Consider the following 17,977-nt stretch of genomic DNA (forward strand, 5'->3'; position numbering starts at 1 on the left):
GCCCCTCGTGGGCGCCGTTTTGCGTTCTGGAAAAGCGTGTCGGGCGGGGAGGTTGCGGAAAAAGGGGGCGCTGCCCCCTCGTCCTTCGGCCTCACCCCCGGCGTATTTTCAAAGAGAAGAAGCGCCCGGGCTACGCGAGCGCCTGGGCCTTCTTCTCTTTTCAAATACGCAAATCCGGCGGCTCAGCCCGCGATGCGCACATTTAGCAGGGCGCAGCGCCGTTCGTCGCGGATGACCCGCAGCGCCGCGTCGAGTGCGGGGCGCAGATCGTCCGGCGTCTCGACCGCGCGGGCCCAGGCGTTGCTCGCCTCGGCCACCTTGCAGAAGTCGGGCGCGGGCGCGAGGCCGGTGAGCGGCATCTGATTGGCGCGGCTCGCGGCACCCTCAGGATAGAGCCCGGTGACCGAGGCGCGCACCGCGCCCCATTCGGCGTTGTTGAGGATCACGATCAGGATCGGCAGCGCCAGCGCCTCGGCGATCTGATGGCAGGCCACGGGGTTGGCGAACATATAGCTGCCATCGCCGAGCGTGGCGACGCAAAGCCGGTCAGGCTCGGCCAGCTGCGCGCCGAGTGCCGCGGGGAAGGACCAGCCGAGGCCGCCCGAATGCGGCTCCTGAAACCACGATCTGTGGGCGCGGCGCGGCAGCGGGCCCAGCATCGTGCCAAGCTCCGAGAACACCGAAGACGGCACCTCCTGCGCGTCGAGCGCCTCGCCGAGGATGCGGCTGACGGCGGGTTTGGTGAGGAACCCTGCCTTGGGCTGGGCCGCCTCGGTCTGCGCCTGCCGGGCGCGGGCGGTGGTCTCGGCCAGCCGGGTGCGGCGGGGGGCGATGTGATCGCCCTTGGGCAGCCCCTCCATGGCGGCGATCAGCGCCGGGATGCTGCGGGCGTTCTCGCCGGTGATCGACAGGTCCGAGCGGAAGTTGCGCACCGGGAAGCGCGAAAAGATCGGGTCGGGGCCCATGTTGATCACCTTCGCGCCGGGCTTAGGGGCATGGGCGTCGGGCATCCATGGCGCGAGGCAGTCGAGGATCAGCACCACATCGGCCTGCTCCAGCCACGGGCCGGGGTCGGCGCCCACATGGCAGGGGTGGTCAGTCGCAATCGCCAGATGCGTCGCCCACCAAGAGCAGACCGCAATGCCCCAATCCTCGGCCCAATCGGCGAAGGCGGCGAAGCTCTCGGCATCGCCCGCGCCGCGCTGCGCGATGATCAGCGGGTGCTCGGCCTCGGCCAGCCAATGCGCCAGCGTGGCGATCGCCTCGGGGTCCGGCGCGGCCTGCGCGGCGGCCATGGAGGCGGGGGCTTCGAGCCCCTCGGTGGAGACCTGCTCGCAGAGCACTTCGCGCGGGATCGACAGGTACACCGGGCCCTTGGGGGTGGAACTGGCGATGGCATAGGCGCGGTCGAGCAGGCCGGTGACCTGCTCGGGGAATTTCAGCTCATACTCCCATTTGCTCGCCTCGCGCACCAAGGCGGCCTGATCGCGCATCTCCTGCCCCCAGCCGATGGGCACGGTGCGGGCGCCGAAGCGGCCTTGCTCGGTGACCGGGGTGCGGCCCGACATGAGGATCATCGGGATATGCTCGCAGGCGGCATTGATCGCACCGATGGCGCCATTGGCGAGCCCCACATTGGTGTGCAGCATCACCGCCTGCGCCTTGCCGGTCATCAGCGTGTAGCCATGCGCCATGCCCATGGCCGCGTGCTCATGCGGCATGACCAGCGCCTTTGGCAGATCGATGCCCTCGGCGGCGGCCTGGGCCAGCCCCTCGATGATCGGCGGAAAGTCGGTGCCGGAATTGGCAAAGACATAGTCCACGCCGAGCGCCTTCAGCCGGGGGAAGATCGCGCCCCCGGCGGTGACGGTTGCTTTGTCTTTCATCTCAGCCTCCCAGCAGCGATGGCAGCCAGAGCGCCAGAGCGGGGAAGGCTAGAAGCAGCGCCACCCGCACGAGCTCGGCGCAGAAGAAGGGCGCGACGCCCTTAAAGGTTTCGATCATCGGCGTGTCCTTGGCCAGCGCCGAGATGATAAACACGTTCATCCCCACCGGCGGGGTGATCAGCCCCAGTTCGGCGACGATGAGCGCGAGGATGCCGAACCAGACCTTGAGGTCTTCAGTGCTCATGCCAAAGCCCGCGCCATCGGCGGTGGCGTAAAGCCCGCCGTTGATCTCCACCAGCATCGGCCAGAAGAAGGGGATCACCAGCAGGATCATCGACATGCTGTCCATCAGGCAGCCCAGCAGGATCAGCGCCACGAGGATCAGCACCATCACCGTCATCGGCGCCATGCCGCTTTCGGCGATCCATAGGGCGGCCTGCTGCGGCAGACCGATGCGCGACATGAAGATCTTCATCAGCTCGGCACCGAGCAGGATCACATAGATCATCCCCGAGGTGCGGGCGGTGGATTTCAGCGCGATGACCATCTGCGCAAGGCTCAGCTTGCGCTTGGCCATGCCGTAGACCCAGACCAGGAACACCCCCACCGCCGCCGCCGGGGTGGGGTTGAAGAACCCCGCATAGATGCCGCCCAGCACCAGCCCAAAGATCACCATGACCGGCAGAAGGCCCAGCGTCGCCGAGATGAACTCGGAACGGTTCGACGCGCCGCCCGGCGGGCCGGCCTCGGGGCGGATCAGCACGTAGAGCGCGATGGTCAGGATGAAGAAGATCACCGCAAGGATGCCGGGCAGCATGGCCGCGGCGAACATGGTGACGATATTGGCCTCGACGATCACCGCGTAGACGATCAGCACCACCGAGGGCGGGATCAGGATGCCCAGCACGCCGCCCGCGGCGAGCGAGCCGGTGGCCAGCGATCCGGCGTAATTGTAGCGTTTGAGCTCGGGCAGGGCGACCTTGCCCATGGTCGAGGCGGTGGCCAGCGACGAGCCGCAGACCGCACCAAAACCCGCACAGCCCGCGATGGCGGCCATGGCGGTGCCGCCGCGCATCCAGCCGAGCCATGCGTTGGCCCCGCGAAAGAGCGCCTGTGAGAGCCCCGCGACAGTGGCGAGTTCTCCCATCAGCACGAACATCGGCACGACCGACAGGTCGTAGATCGAGAACTGCCCGTAGGCGAGGGTCTTGAGCTGGCTCATCAGCAGCATCGGCCCGTTGACCAGCGCGATGCCGACGCCGCCGACGAGGATCATGCCGTAGGCGATGGGAATGCGGATGGCGATGAGCACCACAAGGATGACCAGCGACAGGATGCCAAGGGTGATGGGATCGCTCATGGCCGCACCTCCGACAGGCTTTCCTTGAAGGTCAGAGCGGCGGCGGCGATCAGCAGCACCAGCGAGACGAGGATCGGCACGAAGGCCCACCAGATCGGCAGCTGCAGGATCGTCGTCGTGTAATTATAGGCCTTTTGGTCGAGCATCCCGAGGTACATGCGCCACACCAGGATGCAGGCGAAGCCGAAGGCGATCAGCGAGGCGAGGGCGCGCAGCACCGCCAGCACGGGGCCGGGTGCGTTCGCGGTGAAAATGTCGGCGGTCACATTGGCGTCCGTCAATTGGCAGTAGGGCAGAAAGGCAAAGACCGCGACGGCCACGCCCATCTCGGTCAGTTCGAAATCGCCGGGGAAGGGTTTGGCCACCACGGCGCCGACCACCGAGGCGATGTTGATCAGCACGATCACCAGCAAGAGCACGCCGCCCAGCAGCGCCCAGAGGGTGACGAGACGTGCGACCGCAGCGGAGAACCCGCTGCGGCCTTCGACTTCTGCGGCGAACATCAGTTGCTCATGCCCGCGTCGGCGTTTTCCTCGATCAGCGCGCGCGCTTTCTCGACCATGGCGGCGCCGTCGATGCCCTTGCCGGAGACATCCTCGATCCAGCGGTCGACCACCGGCTCGAGCGCGGTCTGGAAGGCCGCGGTTTCTTCTTCGGTGAGGGTGACATGAGTGTTGCCCGCGTCGGTCGCGACCTTGATGCCGCGCTCGTCGATGTCGCGCCAGATCTGGCCGACCTTGGCCACCCAGTCACGATCCGAGGCGTCGCGGAAGGCTGTCTGCACGTCTTCGGGCAGGCTGTCCCAGCGCGCCTTGTTCATCGAGACCTGGAAGGTGGTGGTGCCGAAGCGGGTCTTGTCGGCCCCTTCGATCTGATACTGCGTCTGGTCCTGAATCTTCAGCGCGGGGATGATCTCCCACGGGATGAAGGCGCCATCGACCACTTTCTTGGACAGCGCCTGCGGCAGATCCGGCACCGGCATCGAGACCGGCGACGCGCCAAGCGCCTCGATCACCCATGCTCCGGTGCGGGTGGGGATGCGCAGCTTCAGCCCTTCCAGATCGGAGGGCATCCGCACTTCCTTGTCCACCGTCTGGATCGCCTGACCGGCGTGGACGTGGATGAACATCGGCTCGACGCCCTTGAAGTCGTCCTTCAGGTCTTCGTCGTACATATCGTAAAGCGCGAGGTTCGCCGCCACCGGATCGTTCTTGTAGACGAAGGGCAGTTCCATCACCTCGGTGCGCGGGAAGAGACCCGGCGTATAGCCGTTCACCGTCCAGATCAGGTCGACGACACCGTCGCGCACCTGGTTGATCAGCTCGGGCGGACGCCCGCCGAGGGTCATCGAGGGGTAGATCTCGACCTTCACCTTGCCGCCGGAGTTCTCCTCCACAGCCTTTGCCCAAGGCTCCAGCATGTCGGTCTGCGCCGGTGATTTGGCGCCAAGGAAATGGTGCAGCTTGAAGACATGCTCCTGCGCCCATGCGCCGCTTGTGGCGGCGCTGAGGGCGAGGGCCGCGACAGCGGTTTTTGCCAGTTTCAGTTTCATGGTTTCTCCTCCCATTTATGGTCCGACTTGATCCCTCCCCGGATCAGATCGGGTAGTGCAGATCACCGTCCTGCGTCGTCAGCCAGCGCAATTCGGTGAACTCGGCGACTCCCCACGTGCCGCCAAAGCGACCGTAGCCTGAATCCTTCACGCCGCCGAAGGGCATTTGCGCCTCGTCATGAACCGTCGGGCCGTTGACGTGGCAAATACCACTCTCGATGCGCCGGGCGACGGCCATGGCGCGGGCCTGATCGCGGCCAAAGACCGCCGCCGACAGGCCAAATTCGCTTTCATTCGCCACGCGCACCGCCTCGTCGACGCTGCCGACGCGGATGATCGAGGCGACGGGGCCAAAGCTCTCTTCGGTGTAAAGGCGCATCTGCGGCGTCACTCCGTCGAGCGCCGCGGCGTTGAGGATGGTGCCCGAGCCGCCGCCGCCGATCAGCCGCGCGCCCTTCTGCACGGCGTCTTCGATGAGGTCGCGGATGCGGTCGGCAGCGCCCATGTTGACGAGGCTGCCAAGCGGCGCCTTGCCCTCGCGCGGGTCTCCGGCGGTCAGGCTTTCGACCTTTTCGGCAAAAGCCGAAACGAAGGCGTCGGCGATCTCATCCATGACGATGATGCGCTCGGTCGACATGCAGATCTGGCCTTGGTTCATGTAGGCGCCAAAGCCTGCGGCGGCGACGGCGGCGGGGATGTCGGCGTCATCGAGAACGATGAAGGGCGCCTTGCCGCCCAGTTCCAGCAGCGAGGGTTTAAGGTGCCGCGCCGAAAGCTCGGCGACGATCCGGCCGACGCGGGTCGAGCCGGTGAAGTTCACCCGGCGCACGGCTGGATGGGCGATCAGCGTCTCGACCAGATCCGGCGCATCCTCGGGCGCGTTCGAGATGGCGTTGACCACGCCTTTGGGCAGGCCCGCCTCCGAGACCGCCTCGAGGATCAGCGCGTGGGTGCGCGGGCACAGCTCCGAGGTCTTCATCACCACGGTGTTGCCGCAGGCGAGCGGCGTCGCGATCGAGCGCACGCCAAGGATCACTGGCGCGTTCCATGGCGCCATGGCCAAGACCACGCCCGCCGGCTGGCGCACCGCATAGGCGGTGGAGCCGGGGCGGTTCGAGGGCACGATCTCGCCCTTGATCTGGGTCGTCAGGCTGGCCGCTTCCAGCAGCATGTCGGCGGCGAGCATGACGTTGAACCGGGCCCATGCCTCGGTTGCGCCGATCTCGGATTTCATTGCGGCGACGATGTCGTCACCGCGCGCCGCCAGCGCTTCCGAGGCTTTGATCAGCAGCTTGCGGCGCTGGCCCGGCGGCACGGCGGCCCATTCGGGGAAGGCCGCGGCGGCAGCATCCACGGCGCGGATCGCGTCGGCCTTGCTGGCCGCGGCGGCGCGGGTGGCCAGCTCGCCCGTCACCGGGTTGGCGCGCTCGAACTGGCGCTCTTCCTCGGCGGGCACATGTTCGCCGTCGATAAACAGGTTGAGGCTGTCCATGCCTGTCTGTCTCCTTGTTAAATGAATTCGTTTTCAAGAGGTTCAGAGGTGCCGCCCAGAAAGGCGCGCTGCACTGCCGGATCGCTCTGCAACTCTGCGGCACTGCCGCCACCGACCACGCGCCCGGCTTCCAGCAGGTAGCCGCGGGTGGCGAGGGCAAGGCTCGCGCGCACGTTCTGTTCGACGATCAGCAGCGTCAGCCCGGTCTCGCGGATGCGCCCGAGCGCGGCAAAGACCTCCTTGGTGACGATGGGCGCAAGCCCGAGGCTGGGCTCGTCGAGCAGCAGCAGATCGGGGTTCGACATCAGCGCGCGGGCGATGGCGACCATCTGCTGCTCGCCGCCCGACATGGTGCCGACAAGCTGTTTCTGCCGCTCGGCAAGGCGCGGGAAGAGATCCAGCACCTCGCGGCGGCGCGCCTCGGCACCGCTGCGCGCGCGCGCCGGGTGGCAGCCAAGCGCGAGATTGTCGGCGACGCTCATCCGGGCGAAGATGCCGCGCCCCTCGGGCACCAGCGCGATGCCGCGCTCGACGATCTCATGCGCGGGCACCTGCGCCAGATCCTGCCCCTCGTGGCTGATGGTGCCCGAGGCCGGGCGAACCACGCCGCCCACCGCCTTCAGCAGCGAGGATTTCCCCGCGCCATTGGCGCCGAGGATCACCACGCATTCGCCCTTGTCCACCGCCATGCTCACCCCGCCAAGCGCGGTGTGCTTGCCGTAGGTCAGACGCAGGTTGTCGATCTCAAGCATCCTCTTCTCCCAGATAAGCGGCGACCACATGCGGGTCCGACAGGACTTGATCCGTGGGGCCGTCGGCGATCAGCGTGCCGGAGTTCATCACCGCGCAGCGCGGGCAGAGCGCGCGCACCGCGTCCATGATGTGCTCGACCATGACGATGGTGATGCCGGTACGCTCGAGCTCGCGGATCAGGTGGATGCCCTCGTGCAACTCGGTCGGGTTGAGCCCGGCGAGCCATTCGTCGAGCAGCAGCAGCTTGGGCGCGGCGGCCAGCGCGCGCGCCAGTTCCAGCCGCTTCTGGTCGATGTAGGTCAGTTCCGACGCCTGCTGCCCGGCGCGCGCGTGCAGCCCGACCAGATCGAGGCACTCGGCCACCTGCGCCTTCAGCGCGCGCCCCCAGAGCCGGTCCGGGCCAAAGGCGGCGGGCACCATGACGTTCTCTTCCAGCGTCAGCGAGGGCAGGATTTTCACCAGCTGGAAGGTCCGCGCCACGCCCGCTTTCGCGATGCGGTGGGGCGGGGCGCCGGTGTGGTCGCGCCCGTCGATGACCAGCGCGCCCTCGGTGGGTTTCAGCGCGCCCGAGATGAGGTTCATCAGCGTGGTCTTGCCCGAGCCGTTCGGCCCCAGCAGCCCCAGAACCTCGCCGCGCCGGACGGTGAGCGAGACCTCGTTCACCGCCGTCAGCCCGCCGAACCGCTTGGTGAGCCCTTGGGTTTCCAGCAGCACGCTCATGCGTTCACCTCCTTGCGCTCATCTTTCGGCGCGCCGTTGCCGCGCGGGCCGCGGAACTTCTCGAGCGCCGCCAGCACGCCGTTCGGCAGCGCATAGACAACCGCCATGAACATCAGCCCCAGCAGGATCGAGAAGTGATCCGGGAAGCGCGCCGAGAGCCATTCGAAGAGCAGGAACAGCGGCACCGCGCCACAGATCGGCCCCCAGAGCCGGGTCGCCCCGCCGAGCAGCGCCATGATCACCGTCAGGAAGCTGACCGTCGGGTTGAAGACGATCGAGGGCTCCACATAGACCCAGCGCGGCGCTTGGATCGCGCCGACCAGCGTGATGATCACCGACGAGGCGACGAAGAGCACCAGCTTGGTCCGCGCGAGGTTGATCCCCGAGTGCGCCGCCACGGTCTCGTCATCACCGATCACCCGCAGCGCAAGGCCAAGCCGCGCGCGCCGGATCCATGCCGAGAGCGCCAGCGTCGCCGCGCCGAGCGCCAGCAGCTGCCAGTAGATGTGCTTGGCCTCCAGATCGAGGAAGATGTAGCGGCCCAGCGTGCCGGTCACATTGACCTCGAACCAGGTGATCAACTGGCGCACCAGTTCCGCAAGGCCGAAGGTGAAGATCACGAAGTAGATGCCCGCAAGGCGCAGGGTCGACAGGCCCACCAGCAGCGCCATGACCCCACCGATCCCGGCGGCGCAGAGCAGCACCAGAGGGTAGGGCAGCACCTCGTTCAGCACCGCCACAGTGTAGGCGCCGACGCCGAAGAAGGCGACCGTGGCCAGCGAGATATAGCGCGTCGGTCCCGAGAACATCGCCCAAGCGGTGGCCAGCGTCACATAGCCCGCAAGACCCACCAGCAGGCCGGTGCCATAGTCTCCAAGCCAGAACGGCAAGGCAGAGAGCAGCCCCAAGCAGACGGTTGCGATCAGATAGTGCATCGTCTCAACCCCCCGCCTTGCCGAACAGCCCCGTCGGCCGCCACAGCAGCACGGCGAGGAACAATGTGTAGGTTGCGGCCAGCGTCAGGCCCGGATCGATGAAGGCGGCCACGAAGGTCTCGGCCAGCCCCAGCAGCAGCCCGGCGATGAGCGCGCCGAGGATGTTGCCGACGCCGCCCATGATGACGACGATCAGCGCCTTCATGGTGAAGACCACGCCATCGGTGGCCGAAAAGGTTTGGAACATCGAGATGAGCGCGCCACCGGCAGCGGCCAGCGCGCCGCCAAGGGCAAAGCCCTGCCGGCCCAGCTTGTTCACGTCGATGCCGACGAGATAGGCCGAGGCCGGAGCAAGCGCCACCGCGCGCAGCGCACGGCCCCAGCGGGTGCGGATCATCAGGGCGTAAAGGCCAAAGCCGATGATCAGCGACACCGCGAAGGCGATCAGCCGGTTGGCGGCGATGGTGGTGCCAAGGATGCCGACGCCCTGGTCGAGATAGCTGTAGGAGGTGAAATCGCTGCCAAAGGTGATCAGCATCAGCCCCTGCACGACAAAGAGCAGGCCGAAGGTGGCCAGAATGGTGTCGACCTCAAGCCGTCCGCCGCCGCCCGAGCGGTTGATCAGCGGGCGCATCATCACCGCGTGGATGATCCAGCCGAGCGCATAGCCCAGCGGCACGACGACCAGCAGCCCCCAGAGCGGACCAAGACCCCAGCTGGTGAACATCATCGTCACCGCGAAACAGGCGAGCAGCATGAACTCGCCATAGGCGAGGTTCATGATCCGGGCGATGCCGTATTGCAGCGACAGACCCAGCGCCAGAAGCGCATAGGTGCCGCCCAGCACCAGCCCGAGAAAGAGCGTGGAAAGAAACATTTATCGTCCCTGCTAGAGGGTTGGGGCAGGGCGGGCGCAGGGCCCGCCACCGCCGATTACCATTCGGGTTTCGGGATGACCGGGGCGGCTGCGCCGGTCTGGTCAGCAGGGCTCACGGCGACGAAGTGCTCGCCCTGCCACTGGCCGACCCACCACAGCTTGCGCAGCTGGTTGTCTTCCAGCTTCACCTCGCCGATCACCGTCTCGAAGCTGCCGGTGGAAAGCTCTTGCGCCAGCGCCTCATGGTCGAGGCCGACGCGCTTCACCGCCTCTTCCAGCATCTCCAGCGAGGCATAGGTGATCGCGCTTGCCCAGCTGTCGGGCGGGGCGCCCTTGGCTTCGGTGTGCTTGGCGAAATACTCCTGAATGGCGGGGCTGGAGGCATCGACGCCGCCGATGGACATCACGCCCTCTTGCTTGCCTTCGGTGATCTTGCCGTAGATCGGGAAGGCGCCGCCGACGCCGATGTAAAACACCTTGGGATTAAAGCCGGTAGTGATCGCCTGTTTGGTCACGCCAAAGCTGCCCGGCGGGTAGGAGAAGGCGACGAAACTGTCAGCGCCAGAGCCCCGCACCTCGTTGAGGATCGCGGCGAAATCGGAGGTGCCGAGCGGGTAGCTCTCGTCGTAGACCAGTTCGAACCCGGCCTCTTCAAACGCCGGGCGCGCGGCCTTCACCAGATCGATGCCAAAGCCGTCGGCGACCGAGATCATCGCAACCTTGTCGTTGATCGTCCCGGCCTCCTTGGCGGCGGCCAGCGTCTCAACCAGCGCGGTGGCGTAGTCATGCCCGCCGCCCAGCATCCAGAACGAGCGGTCCCAGCGCTTGGCAAACTCAGGCGCCTTGTCGGTCACCGAGGTGACGGCCAGTTGCGGGTAGCCGAAACGGTCCATCAGCGGCGCGATGGCAAGATTGCCGCCCGTGCCCCACGGCGGCAGGATCAGATCGACCTTGTCCTGCGTGGCCAGCCGTTCGATGGCGCGCACGAGGTCTTCGGCGCTGGAGCGGTCGTCATATTCGATCACTTCGATGGGGCGGCGGCTGCCATCGGGCATCTCGAGCCCGCCTGCGGCATTCACCTCGCTCACCCAAAGCTCGTAATTGGGGATGGTGGTGATGCCCGCGCCGGTGGCGCTGGGGCCGGATTTCGACACGGCATAGCCGATGGTGACAGGGTCTTCCTGTGCCGCCAGCGGGGCGCTGAGCGCCAGCGCCGAGACCATGGCAAGCGGCAACGCGCGCAGCACGGCGCGCCTCGTGTTGTGTAACATGCAGTCCTCCCGTTGATGCATTTGCAGCATCCGATTGCGCCACACGCGTCCCCCTCCTCGAGGCGTCCTGTGACGGGTGACGAAGAAGGTATCTGAAAAAAACATTGATAAAATGCACTGGTGCGGGGAAGAATTGCACGGATAAGGACCAAAGCGCGCCCAAATCATGAGCATGATGAAAACTTACCCGCTGCGGCAGGCCACGCATCACGGCATTACCGCGCATGAAATCCGCAGCCCGCTGGCGGAAACCACTTACGCTCTGCGCGAAGAAAGCGCTTGTCTGCTGCTGCTCGAGGCCGGGCGGGCGCGGGTCGAGGGCGCGGCGCGCGACATGGCGGTGGAATCGCCGCGCTTCGTCTGGCTGGCACCGGGGCGCGCGGGGGCGCTGCGGCTGTCTCCGGGCAGTCGCGGCGAGATGCTGCAGCTCAGCAAGGGCGCGCTGGCGCGGGTGCTGCCCGCCTCGGCCTTTGGCGACGAGTTGAGCCAAGTGCTGCGCGGCGATCTGTCGGTGCCGGTGGGGCCGGAGCGCGCGCAGATCCTGCGGCGGCTGGCGGACCTGCGCGAAGAACTGACTGGCGGCGCACCGGGGGCCGAGATGATGGCGGGCCACATCCTGTCGCTGCTGCTGATTCAGCTCTGGCGCGGCGTCAAGGCCGGGCGGCAGCGCCCCGATGTGGCCACCGGCGGCCTCGTGCAGGGGTTCGTGCAACTGGCCGGGCTGCATCTGCGCGAGCATTGGCAGGTGGGTGACTATGCCGCCGCGCTGGGGGTCTCGCGCGACCGGCTTTCGGACGCGGTGCGCCGCGCCACCGGGCGCGCGCCGCAGGTCTGGCTGCATGAGGCGCTGCACCGCGAGGCGGCGGAACTGCTGACCAACTCCGGCCTGCAGGTGGCGCAGGTGGGGTTCCGGCTCGGGTTTTCGGACCCGGCCTATTTCAACAGGTTTTTCAAACGGATGGAGGGCGTTCCTCCGAGCCGGTTCCGACGCCGCGCGGCGCGGCGCAGCGCGCCGTCCACGTCTTATGCGGCGTGGCCGTGACACCGATTGAAACGAGCGCCATCTGCCCGGAATCAAGCCGAAGGCGCCGGGCGAGCGCCTGCCCGTCCCGGCGGGCTGGCGCTTTGACATTGTTGCGCAACGGCTTGAGGTCGCACGTGTTTGGCCGGGATAAAGTGCCGATCACAACCGTCGCAGCGCCACCCCACGGGCAGGCGCTCGCCCGGCTCGCGCTGCGCTAGGCCCGCCGCCGCCGTCCGCCGCGCCGCCCGCCACGCGCCTCGGCACCGCTGTCTTCGCCCTTGTTCATGGCGATCCATGCCGCGCCGTGCGGGTCTTGGTTCACGAGGAAATTCGCCGCACGGATCGCGATCATCTCGGCGCCGGGACCGGCTTTCATCGCGCCCAGCCCGAAGAGCCGCACGAAGCTTTCGTCGTCGATCTCGGGCAGGGTGATGCCCGCGGCGGCGACCTCGGCCTTCTTCGCGGCGATCTTCGCCTGCGTCACCGGCAGGGCGACGGGGTTCATGATTGCCGAGGTCATCCCCGCGCCGATCGCCATGGGCAGGAAGGCGGTGTTGATTCCGTGGCGGTTGGGCAGACCGAAAGAGATGTTCGACGCGCCGCAGGTGGTGTTCACCCCAAGCTCTTCGCGCAGCCGCCGCACCAGCGCAAAGACCTGCTGGCCCGCCGTGGCCATGGCGCCCACCGGCATGACCAGCGGATCGACCACGATGTCATGCGCCGGGATGCCGTAATCCGCCGCGCGCTCGACAATCTTTTTCGCCACGGCAAAGCGTATTTCGGGGTCTTCCGAAATGCCGGTGTCATCGTTGGAGATCGCCACCACCGGCACATTGTGTTTCTTCACCAGCGGCAGCACGCGCTCGAGCCGCTCTTCCTCGCCGGTGACCGAGTTGAGCAGGGGGCGGCCCTGCGCCGCCGCCAATCCTGCCTCCAGCGCGCCGGGGACCGAGCTGTCGATGCAGAGCGGCACATCCACCAGATCCTGCACCAGTTCGATCAGGCTGCGCATCAGCGGCGGCTCGGTCTGGTTCGGATCGGGGTTGGAGTTGTAGACCACGCCCGCGTTCACATCGAGCACCATCGCCCCCGCCGCCACCTGCGCCAGCGCGTCAGTCTCGACGGTGGAGAAATCCCCGGCCTCCAGTTCCGCCGCCAGCTTCTTGCGGCCGGTGGGGTTGATCCTTTCGCCGATGACGCAGAACGGCTCATCAAAGCCGATGGTCACGGTGCGGGTCCGGGATTCCAGAACGGTGCGGGTCATCGTGCGTGTCATGTGGGGCCTCCTCCCTGGTCGAGTGCTATTCCAGCCGTGCGAGCAACTCCTCGAGGGCCGGGTCGGTGTAGTCGCGGATCACGGTCTGCGCGCCCGCGGCGCGCAGCTGGTCGGCGCTCAGGCCGGACGACAGGATGCCCACGGTGTGCGCGCCCGAAGCGGCGGCGGCGCGCATCCCCGAGGGGCTGTCCTCAAAAGCGATGCATTCCTGCGGCGGCACGCCAAAGGCGCGCATAGCCACCGCGTAGGGCTCGGGGTCGGGCTTGGCGCGGGCGCATTCGTCGCCGATCACCAGCGTCTCGGCAAAGGCGCGCAGCCCGGTGGCACCGAGCATCGCCTCGGCATTGTCGCGCGGGGCATTGGTCACCACGGCGATGCGCCAGCCCTGCGCCTTGGCCCGCAGCATCAGCGCCTCGGCGCCCGGCATCGGCGCATGGCCATCGCCCAGCTTGTCGCGGAAGCGCGCTTCCTTGTGGTTCGACAGCGCCTGCGCGTCCTCGCCGGGAAAAAGCTCGGGAAAGCTCTCGAGATTGTGCCGCCCGTGGATGTCCGACAGGTAGCCCGCCTCGGTCAGCTCGCGCCCGCGTTCGGCGAAAAGATCGGCGAAGACCTCGAAATGCAGCGGATCGGAATGCAGCAGAGTGCCGTCGAGATCGAAGAGAAGTGCGCGGATCATGCGGTGTATGCCCTTTGCCTGCGGTGGGGGCCGCTGGCTCAGACTGCCCGCGCGGCCGGTTGCGCGGCGGCGCCCCCATGCCGGGCCGCCCATGCCGCAGCCGCAGGGATGCCCCCCAGCGGGAAGAGATGCAACTGCGCGATGGGCAGATCGGGCTCGGCGGCGCGGGCGCGGGTGATCTCGGCGATCAGATCATTGGGCTCGTAGGGCAGCATCAGCTTGCTGACGTCGCGGGCGCGTTTCTGCAGCACCTTGAGCGACGGGCCGACGCCGCAGGTGACGGCGAAGCGGATCAGCGTCTGAAGTTTGGCAGGCCCGGCGATGCCCAGATGCACCGGCAGATCGATGCCCTCGTCGCGCAGGCGGCGGCCCCATGCGAGGATCGGCGCGGCCTCAAAGGCAAACTGCGTGACCAGCGCCATCTGCGCATCGCTGCGCTGTGCGAAACCTTGCTTCCAGCGCAGCGCCTGCATCACCGCGCGGTCCGAGCCGTCGGGGTCGATGTCGCGGCTGCCCTCGGGATGACCCGCCACATGCAGCCGGGTGAAGCCAGCGCGGTCGAAGATCCCGGTCTCGAGCAGCTGCATCGAGCTGTGGAACGTGCCGCGCGGCTCGGGGATGCCGCCGGCGAGGATCAGGCCTTCGGTGACGCCCGCCTCGCCCTGATAGCGGGCGATCCAGTCGCCGAGGGTTGCGGCGTCCGGGATCGAGCGGGCGGGGAAATGCGGCATCACGGCAAAGCCCTGCGCCGCGAGCCGGGCGGCGGTGGCCACCATGTCCTCGATCGGCGTGCCGTCGATATGGGCGATATAGACGCGGGTGCCCTCGGGCAGCAGGGCGCGGAAATCGGGGATCGCGGCGGCGGTGCGCGGCATCACCTCGATCGAATAGCCGGCGAGCGCAGAGAGCGGCGTTGCGGGGGCGGCGGCACGGGACTTGCGGAAGCTCAGCAGGGTCATCAGGGTCCTTTCACATCGGCGGTCTGCGCGGACCAGCCGCCGCGCTCGACGAGCGCGCGCAGGCGCTCGGGGTCATACGCGTGATCGAGCCGCGCGGCCAGCGCAGCGGCGCTCGGCGCGGCTGTGCCTTCGGCGGAGGCGCGCCGCCACGCGGCGAGATAGGCGTCGGTGCCGCTGGCCCCGCTTTTCATCGCGGCGCGGTCGATGGCCGCCTCGAACCGCGGCGGCAGCACGCATTTCTCGGCGCGCCGACCGGTGCCCGCGATCACCTGCGCGGGAATATCGCGCCAATAGAGGATGGTCATCTCGGTCATGCCGCTGGGCTCCCTTGTGCCTGAACTTCAGTCTAGGGGCGGGCAGGCACGTGCCATGGTCGGTTTTCGACCGCGTAGCGGCCTTGAGCGACAGGCGGGCCGGGCCAAACCCGATGCCGCGTTGCCGCGGGCCGGATGGGGCGGTAGGCTTGTCGATGTTTGTTCGGCAGTTGGGGCGGCGCCTTATGGTCATTGCGGTGGAAACCCACAAGATCGCCTATATGGCGCTGCCGAAGGCTGGCTGTTCGACGGTCAAGGCGGCGCTGGCGCAGCTCGACCCGCGGGCGCGCCTGCCGCCCGAGGCCGAGCGCGACGTGAACATCTGGCACGCGATCTATCCCACCCGCCGCTTCCGCCCGCACCGCTGGGAGAAGGTCGCGGACCATTGGCGCTTTTGCGTGGTGCGCGAGCCGCTGAAGCGGCTTCTGTCGGTCTATACCAACCGCGTCGTCGACCTGCGCGAGCTTCACAATTCGCGGCGGCTGCGGCGCGCGGAGGAGGGGCTGCCGCTGGACCCGGACCCGGATTTCTTTTTCCAGAACCTCGCCGCGTATCGCGACAGCGCATCGAGCGTGAAGCACCACGTGCTGCCCGCATGGCTGTTCCTTGGCCCTGACCTCGATGCATATGACAGGGTCTATACCACCGCCGAATTTCCGCAGCTTGCCGCCGATCTGTCCAAGCGCAGCGGAGAGCGTGTGGTGATGCCGCGCGAGAACTGCAGCGCCGCGCCGCTCGATCCCGAAAGCCTGCAGCCGCAGACGCTGCAGGCGCTGGGGGTCTTCCTCGAGGCAGAGTACGAATATTTGAACGCCTTCTACCCCAACCCGTTCAAACCGGGCGGAAGGTTCTCTTGCGCCTCGTCTTTGCGCCGCGTATCCTGAATACAACTACATATACGGAAAGGCGCAGAACATGGCGCCAAGGCGTCCCAGAGGTGCGGGCGCTTTCCCGAAACCGGTCGAGAGCCCCGCGCCGAACAAACCCGATCCGAATGCGCTGTATGCGGCGCTGGATCTGGGTACGAACAGTTGTCGCATGCTGATTGCCCAACCCAAGGGCAGCCAGTTTCATGTGGTCGACTCGTTTTCCAAATCCGTCCAGCTTGGGCATGGGCTCGAGCGGAGCGGCCGTTTGTCCCGTGCTTCGATGGGGCGAACGGTGGCGGCCCTGCGGGTCTGCCAGCAGAAGATTCGACGCCATGAGGTGTCGCGAATGCGCTTGGTGGCCACAGAGGCCTGCCGGCGGGCGAAGAACTCGCGCGAGTTCATCCGCCAGATCAAGCGCGAGACCGGCCTCGAAATGGAGATCATCCAGCCCGAGGAAGAAGCGCGGCTGGCGGTGATCTCCTGCGCGCCGCTGGTCTCGACCCGCACCGAGCAGCTGCTGGTGGTGGACATCGGCGGCGGCTCGACGGAACTGGTGTGGATCGACCTGTCGTCGGTACCGCACCGCGACCGTCCGCGCGCGATCATGCGGCTGCACTCGGGGTTCCATCCGCCCGAAAGCCCGTTTCCCGCCGCCAAAGTGGTGGACTGGATTTCCGTGCCGCTGGGGGTCGCGACGCTGCGCGATCAGTTCAACGACGTGCAGGACGACGCGGCGCGCTACGCGCTGATGAGCTGGTTCTTTGAAGAAAATCTTTCGGAATTCGCGCCTTACAAGGACGCGCAGAGCCGTGAGGGTTTTCAGATCATCGGCACCTCGGGCACGGTGACCACGGTGGCGGCCTCGCATCTGGGGCTGCGCCGTTATGATCGCACCAAGGTCGACGGGCTGCGCATGTCTTCGGACCAGATCGAGGCGGTGATCCGCAAATACCTCGAACTCGGGCCCGCCGGGCGGCGGCGCGATCCGCGCATCGGGCAGGACCGGCAGGCGCTGATCATGTCGGGCGCGGCGATCCTGCAGGCGCTTTTGCGCATCTGGCCCACCGACCGGCTGTCGGTGGCCGACCGCGGGCTGCGCGAGGGGCTGCTCTATGCGCAGATGTCGGTGGATGGCGTTCTGGAAGACGGGCCGTTATAGGGGCGGCTGAAACTCCGGCAGGGGGCGCTGCCCCCGTCCGCTGACGCGGACTCCCCCGGGATATTTGCATCTAGACGAAGAGCGGGACGATGGCGAAGAAACCTGACGGCAAAAACACATCGGGGCGCGGCCAGCGGGACCTCAAGGTCCAGGTGAAATCCGCGCGTGGCCGCAAGCTCAGCTCGACCCGCTGGCTGCAGCGCCAGCTCAACGATCCTTATGTGAAACGCGCGCAGACCGAGGGCTATCGCGGTCGGGCGGCGTTCAAGATCCTCGAGCTGGACGAGAAATACCGCTTCCTCGTGCCCGGCGCGCGGGTGGTCGATCTGGGCTGCGCGCCCGGCGGCTGGTGCCAGGTGGCGGTGCCGCGGGTCAACGCGCTTGGTGAGAAGAAGGGCAAGGCCGTGGGCACCGTGCTGGGGGTCGACCTGCAGGAGGTGACGCCGATCGCAGGCGCCGAGATCCACCAGCTCGACTTCATGGAAGATGGCGCCGACGACAAGGTGAAGGAATGGCTCGGCGGCAAGGCCGATGTGGTCATGTCCGACATGGCGGCGTCGTCCTCGGGCCACAAGCAGACCGACCACCTGCGGATCATCGCGCTTTGCGAGGCGGCGGCCTATCTGGCGTTCGACGTGCTCGATGAGGGCGGCACCTTTGTCGCCAAAGTGCTGGCGGGCGGGGCCGAGGGTTCGCTGCAGCAACTTCTCAAACAGCGTTTCGACAAGGTCGCCAACGTCAAGCCCCCGGCGAGCCGGTCGGATTCCTCCGAGAAATTCGTCGTCGCCACCGGGTTCCGGGGCTGAGGCGCGCGCAGCATCCTGCCGCGGCTTGCACCTGCGGGCAGGCTGCGA

18 protein-coding genes are annotated in these 17,977 nt (G+C 67.3%); 4 read left to right on the top strand and 14 right to left on the bottom strand.

Annotated features, from left to right (window positions below):
- Positions 1–182 precede the first annotated feature (182 nt).
- The 10 genes from ACXAD2_RS16775 to ACXAD2_RS16820 are packed head-to-tail and all read right to left on the bottom strand — an operon-like array spanning position 183 to position 10,846.
- The gene (locus tag ACXAD2_RS16775; RefSeq protein ID WP_475172070.1) at positions 183–1,886 is read right to left on the bottom strand and encodes a thiamine pyrophosphate-requiring protein; all 1,704 of its coding nucleotides are present in this window, start codon (positions 1,884–1,886) and stop codon (positions 183–185) included.
- A 1-nt stretch (position 1,887) separates the two neighbouring features.
- Complete coding sequence (locus ACXAD2_RS16780) at positions 1,888–3,246, bottom strand: TRAP transporter large permease (RefSeq protein ID WP_475172073.1); 1,359 nt, start codon at positions 3,244–3,246, stop codon at positions 1,888–1,890.
- Positions 3,243–3,749: a TRAP transporter small permease gene (locus tag ACXAD2_RS16785; RefSeq protein ID WP_475172075.1), complete on the bottom strand. Its 507-nt coding sequence runs from the start codon at positions 3,747–3,749 to the stop codon at positions 3,243–3,245. Before ACXAD2_RS16785 ends, ACXAD2_RS16780 begins: the two co-directional genes overlap by 4 nt.
- The gene (locus ACXAD2_RS16790) at positions 3,749–4,798 is read right to left on the bottom strand and encodes a TRAP transporter substrate-binding protein (protein ID WP_475172077.1); all 1,050 of its coding nucleotides are present in this window, start codon (positions 4,796–4,798) and stop codon (positions 3,749–3,751) included. Before ACXAD2_RS16790 ends, ACXAD2_RS16785 begins: the two co-directional genes overlap by 1 nt.
- A 43-nt stretch (positions 4,799–4,841) precedes the next feature.
- Positions 4,842–6,290, bottom strand: coding sequence for an aldehyde dehydrogenase (locus ACXAD2_RS16795; RefSeq protein WP_224899914.1), 1,449 nt, complete (start codon positions 6,288–6,290; stop codon positions 4,842–4,844).
- Between the two features lie 17 nt (positions 6,291–6,307).
- Positions 6,308–7,042, bottom strand: a complete 735-nt coding sequence (locus ACXAD2_RS16800; protein ID WP_164184108.1) for an ABC transporter ATP-binding protein — start codon at positions 7,040–7,042, stop codon at positions 6,308–6,310.
- Positions 7,035–7,763, bottom strand: coding sequence for an ABC transporter ATP-binding protein (locus ACXAD2_RS16805; RefSeq protein ID WP_224899921.1), 729 nt, complete (start codon positions 7,761–7,763; stop codon positions 7,035–7,037). Before ACXAD2_RS16805 ends, ACXAD2_RS16800 begins: the two co-directional genes overlap by 8 nt.
- Positions 7,760–8,698: a branched-chain amino acid ABC transporter permease gene (locus ACXAD2_RS16810; RefSeq protein WP_475172081.1), complete on the bottom strand. Its 939-nt coding sequence runs from the start codon at positions 8,696–8,698 to the stop codon at positions 7,760–7,762. Before ACXAD2_RS16810 ends, ACXAD2_RS16805 begins: the two co-directional genes overlap by 4 nt.
- Positions 8,699–8,702: 4 nt before the next feature.
- Positions 8,703–9,575 (bottom strand): branched-chain amino acid ABC transporter permease, encoded by an 873-nt coding sequence (locus ACXAD2_RS16815; RefSeq protein WP_164184102.1) that lies wholly within the window; start codon positions 9,573–9,575, stop codon positions 8,703–8,705.
- 56 nt (positions 9,576–9,631) lie between these two features.
- Positions 9,632–10,846: an amino acid ABC transporter substrate-binding protein gene (locus tag ACXAD2_RS16820; protein ID WP_475172084.1), complete on the bottom strand. Its 1,215-nt coding sequence runs from the start codon at positions 10,844–10,846 to the stop codon at positions 9,632–9,634.
- A 166-nt stretch (positions 10,847–11,012) separates the two neighbouring features.
- On the opposite strand from ACXAD2_RS16820, the gene ACXAD2_RS16825 reads away from it, so the two are divergent.
- The gene (locus ACXAD2_RS16825) at positions 11,013–11,888 is read left to right on the top strand and encodes a helix-turn-helix domain-containing protein (protein ID WP_475172086.1); all 876 of its coding nucleotides are present in this window, start codon (positions 11,013–11,015) and stop codon (positions 11,886–11,888) included.
- 196 nt (positions 11,889–12,084) lie between these two features.
- Here ACXAD2_RS16825 and ACXAD2_RS16830 read toward each other — a convergent pair whose 3' ends face one another.
- From ACXAD2_RS16830 to ACXAD2_RS16845, 4 genes are read right to left on the bottom strand one after another with little or no spacing between them, the layout of a single operon-like run.
- On the bottom strand, positions 12,085–13,134 hold the full coding sequence (locus ACXAD2_RS16830) for a dihydropteroate synthase (protein ID WP_475174916.1): 1,050 nt from the start codon (positions 13,132–13,134) through the stop codon (positions 12,085–12,087).
- Positions 13,135–13,171: 37 nt separating this feature from the next.
- A complete protein-coding gene (locus tag ACXAD2_RS16835) occupies positions 13,172–13,822 on the bottom strand; it encodes an HAD family hydrolase (RefSeq protein ID WP_066106162.1) in 651 nt (216 codons plus the stop codon).
- A gap of 38 nt (positions 13,823–13,860) precedes the next feature.
- Positions 13,861–14,781 carry a methylenetetrahydrofolate reductase gene (locus ACXAD2_RS16840; RefSeq protein ID WP_475172088.1) on the bottom strand — a complete coding sequence of 307 codons (921 nt, stop codon included), beginning with the start codon at positions 14,779–14,781 and terminating at the stop codon, positions 13,861–13,863.
- Positions 14,781–15,095: a virulence factor gene (locus tag ACXAD2_RS16845; RefSeq protein ID WP_475172089.1), complete on the bottom strand. Its 315-nt coding sequence runs from the start codon at positions 15,093–15,095 to the stop codon at positions 14,781–14,783. Before ACXAD2_RS16845 ends, ACXAD2_RS16840 begins: the two co-directional genes overlap by 1 nt.
- Before the next feature lie 155 nt (positions 15,096–15,250).
- On the opposite strand from ACXAD2_RS16845, the gene ACXAD2_RS16850 reads away from it, so the two are divergent.
- The 3 genes from ACXAD2_RS16850 to ACXAD2_RS16860 all read left to right on the top strand — a co-directional run bounded on the left by ACXAD2_RS16850 (position 15,251) and on the right by ACXAD2_RS16860 (position 17,929).
- On the top strand, positions 15,251–15,979 hold the full coding sequence (locus tag ACXAD2_RS16850) for a sulfotransferase family 2 domain-containing protein (protein ID WP_475174919.1): 729 nt from the start codon (positions 15,251–15,253) through the stop codon (positions 15,977–15,979).
- Between the two features lie 31 nt (positions 15,980–16,010).
- Complete coding sequence (locus ACXAD2_RS16855) at positions 16,011–17,123, top strand: Ppx/GppA phosphatase family protein (protein ID WP_066106173.1); 1,113 nt, start codon at positions 16,011–16,013, stop codon at positions 17,121–17,123.
- An 89-nt stretch (positions 17,124–17,212) separates the two neighbouring features.
- Complete coding sequence (locus ACXAD2_RS16860) at positions 17,213–17,929, top strand: RlmE family RNA methyltransferase (RefSeq protein ID WP_066106176.1); 717 nt, start codon at positions 17,213–17,215, stop codon at positions 17,927–17,929.
- Positions 17,930–17,977: the final 48 nt, after the last annotated feature.

The sequence above is a fragment of the Salipiger sp. ABN3_019 genome (assembly GCF_056158605.1).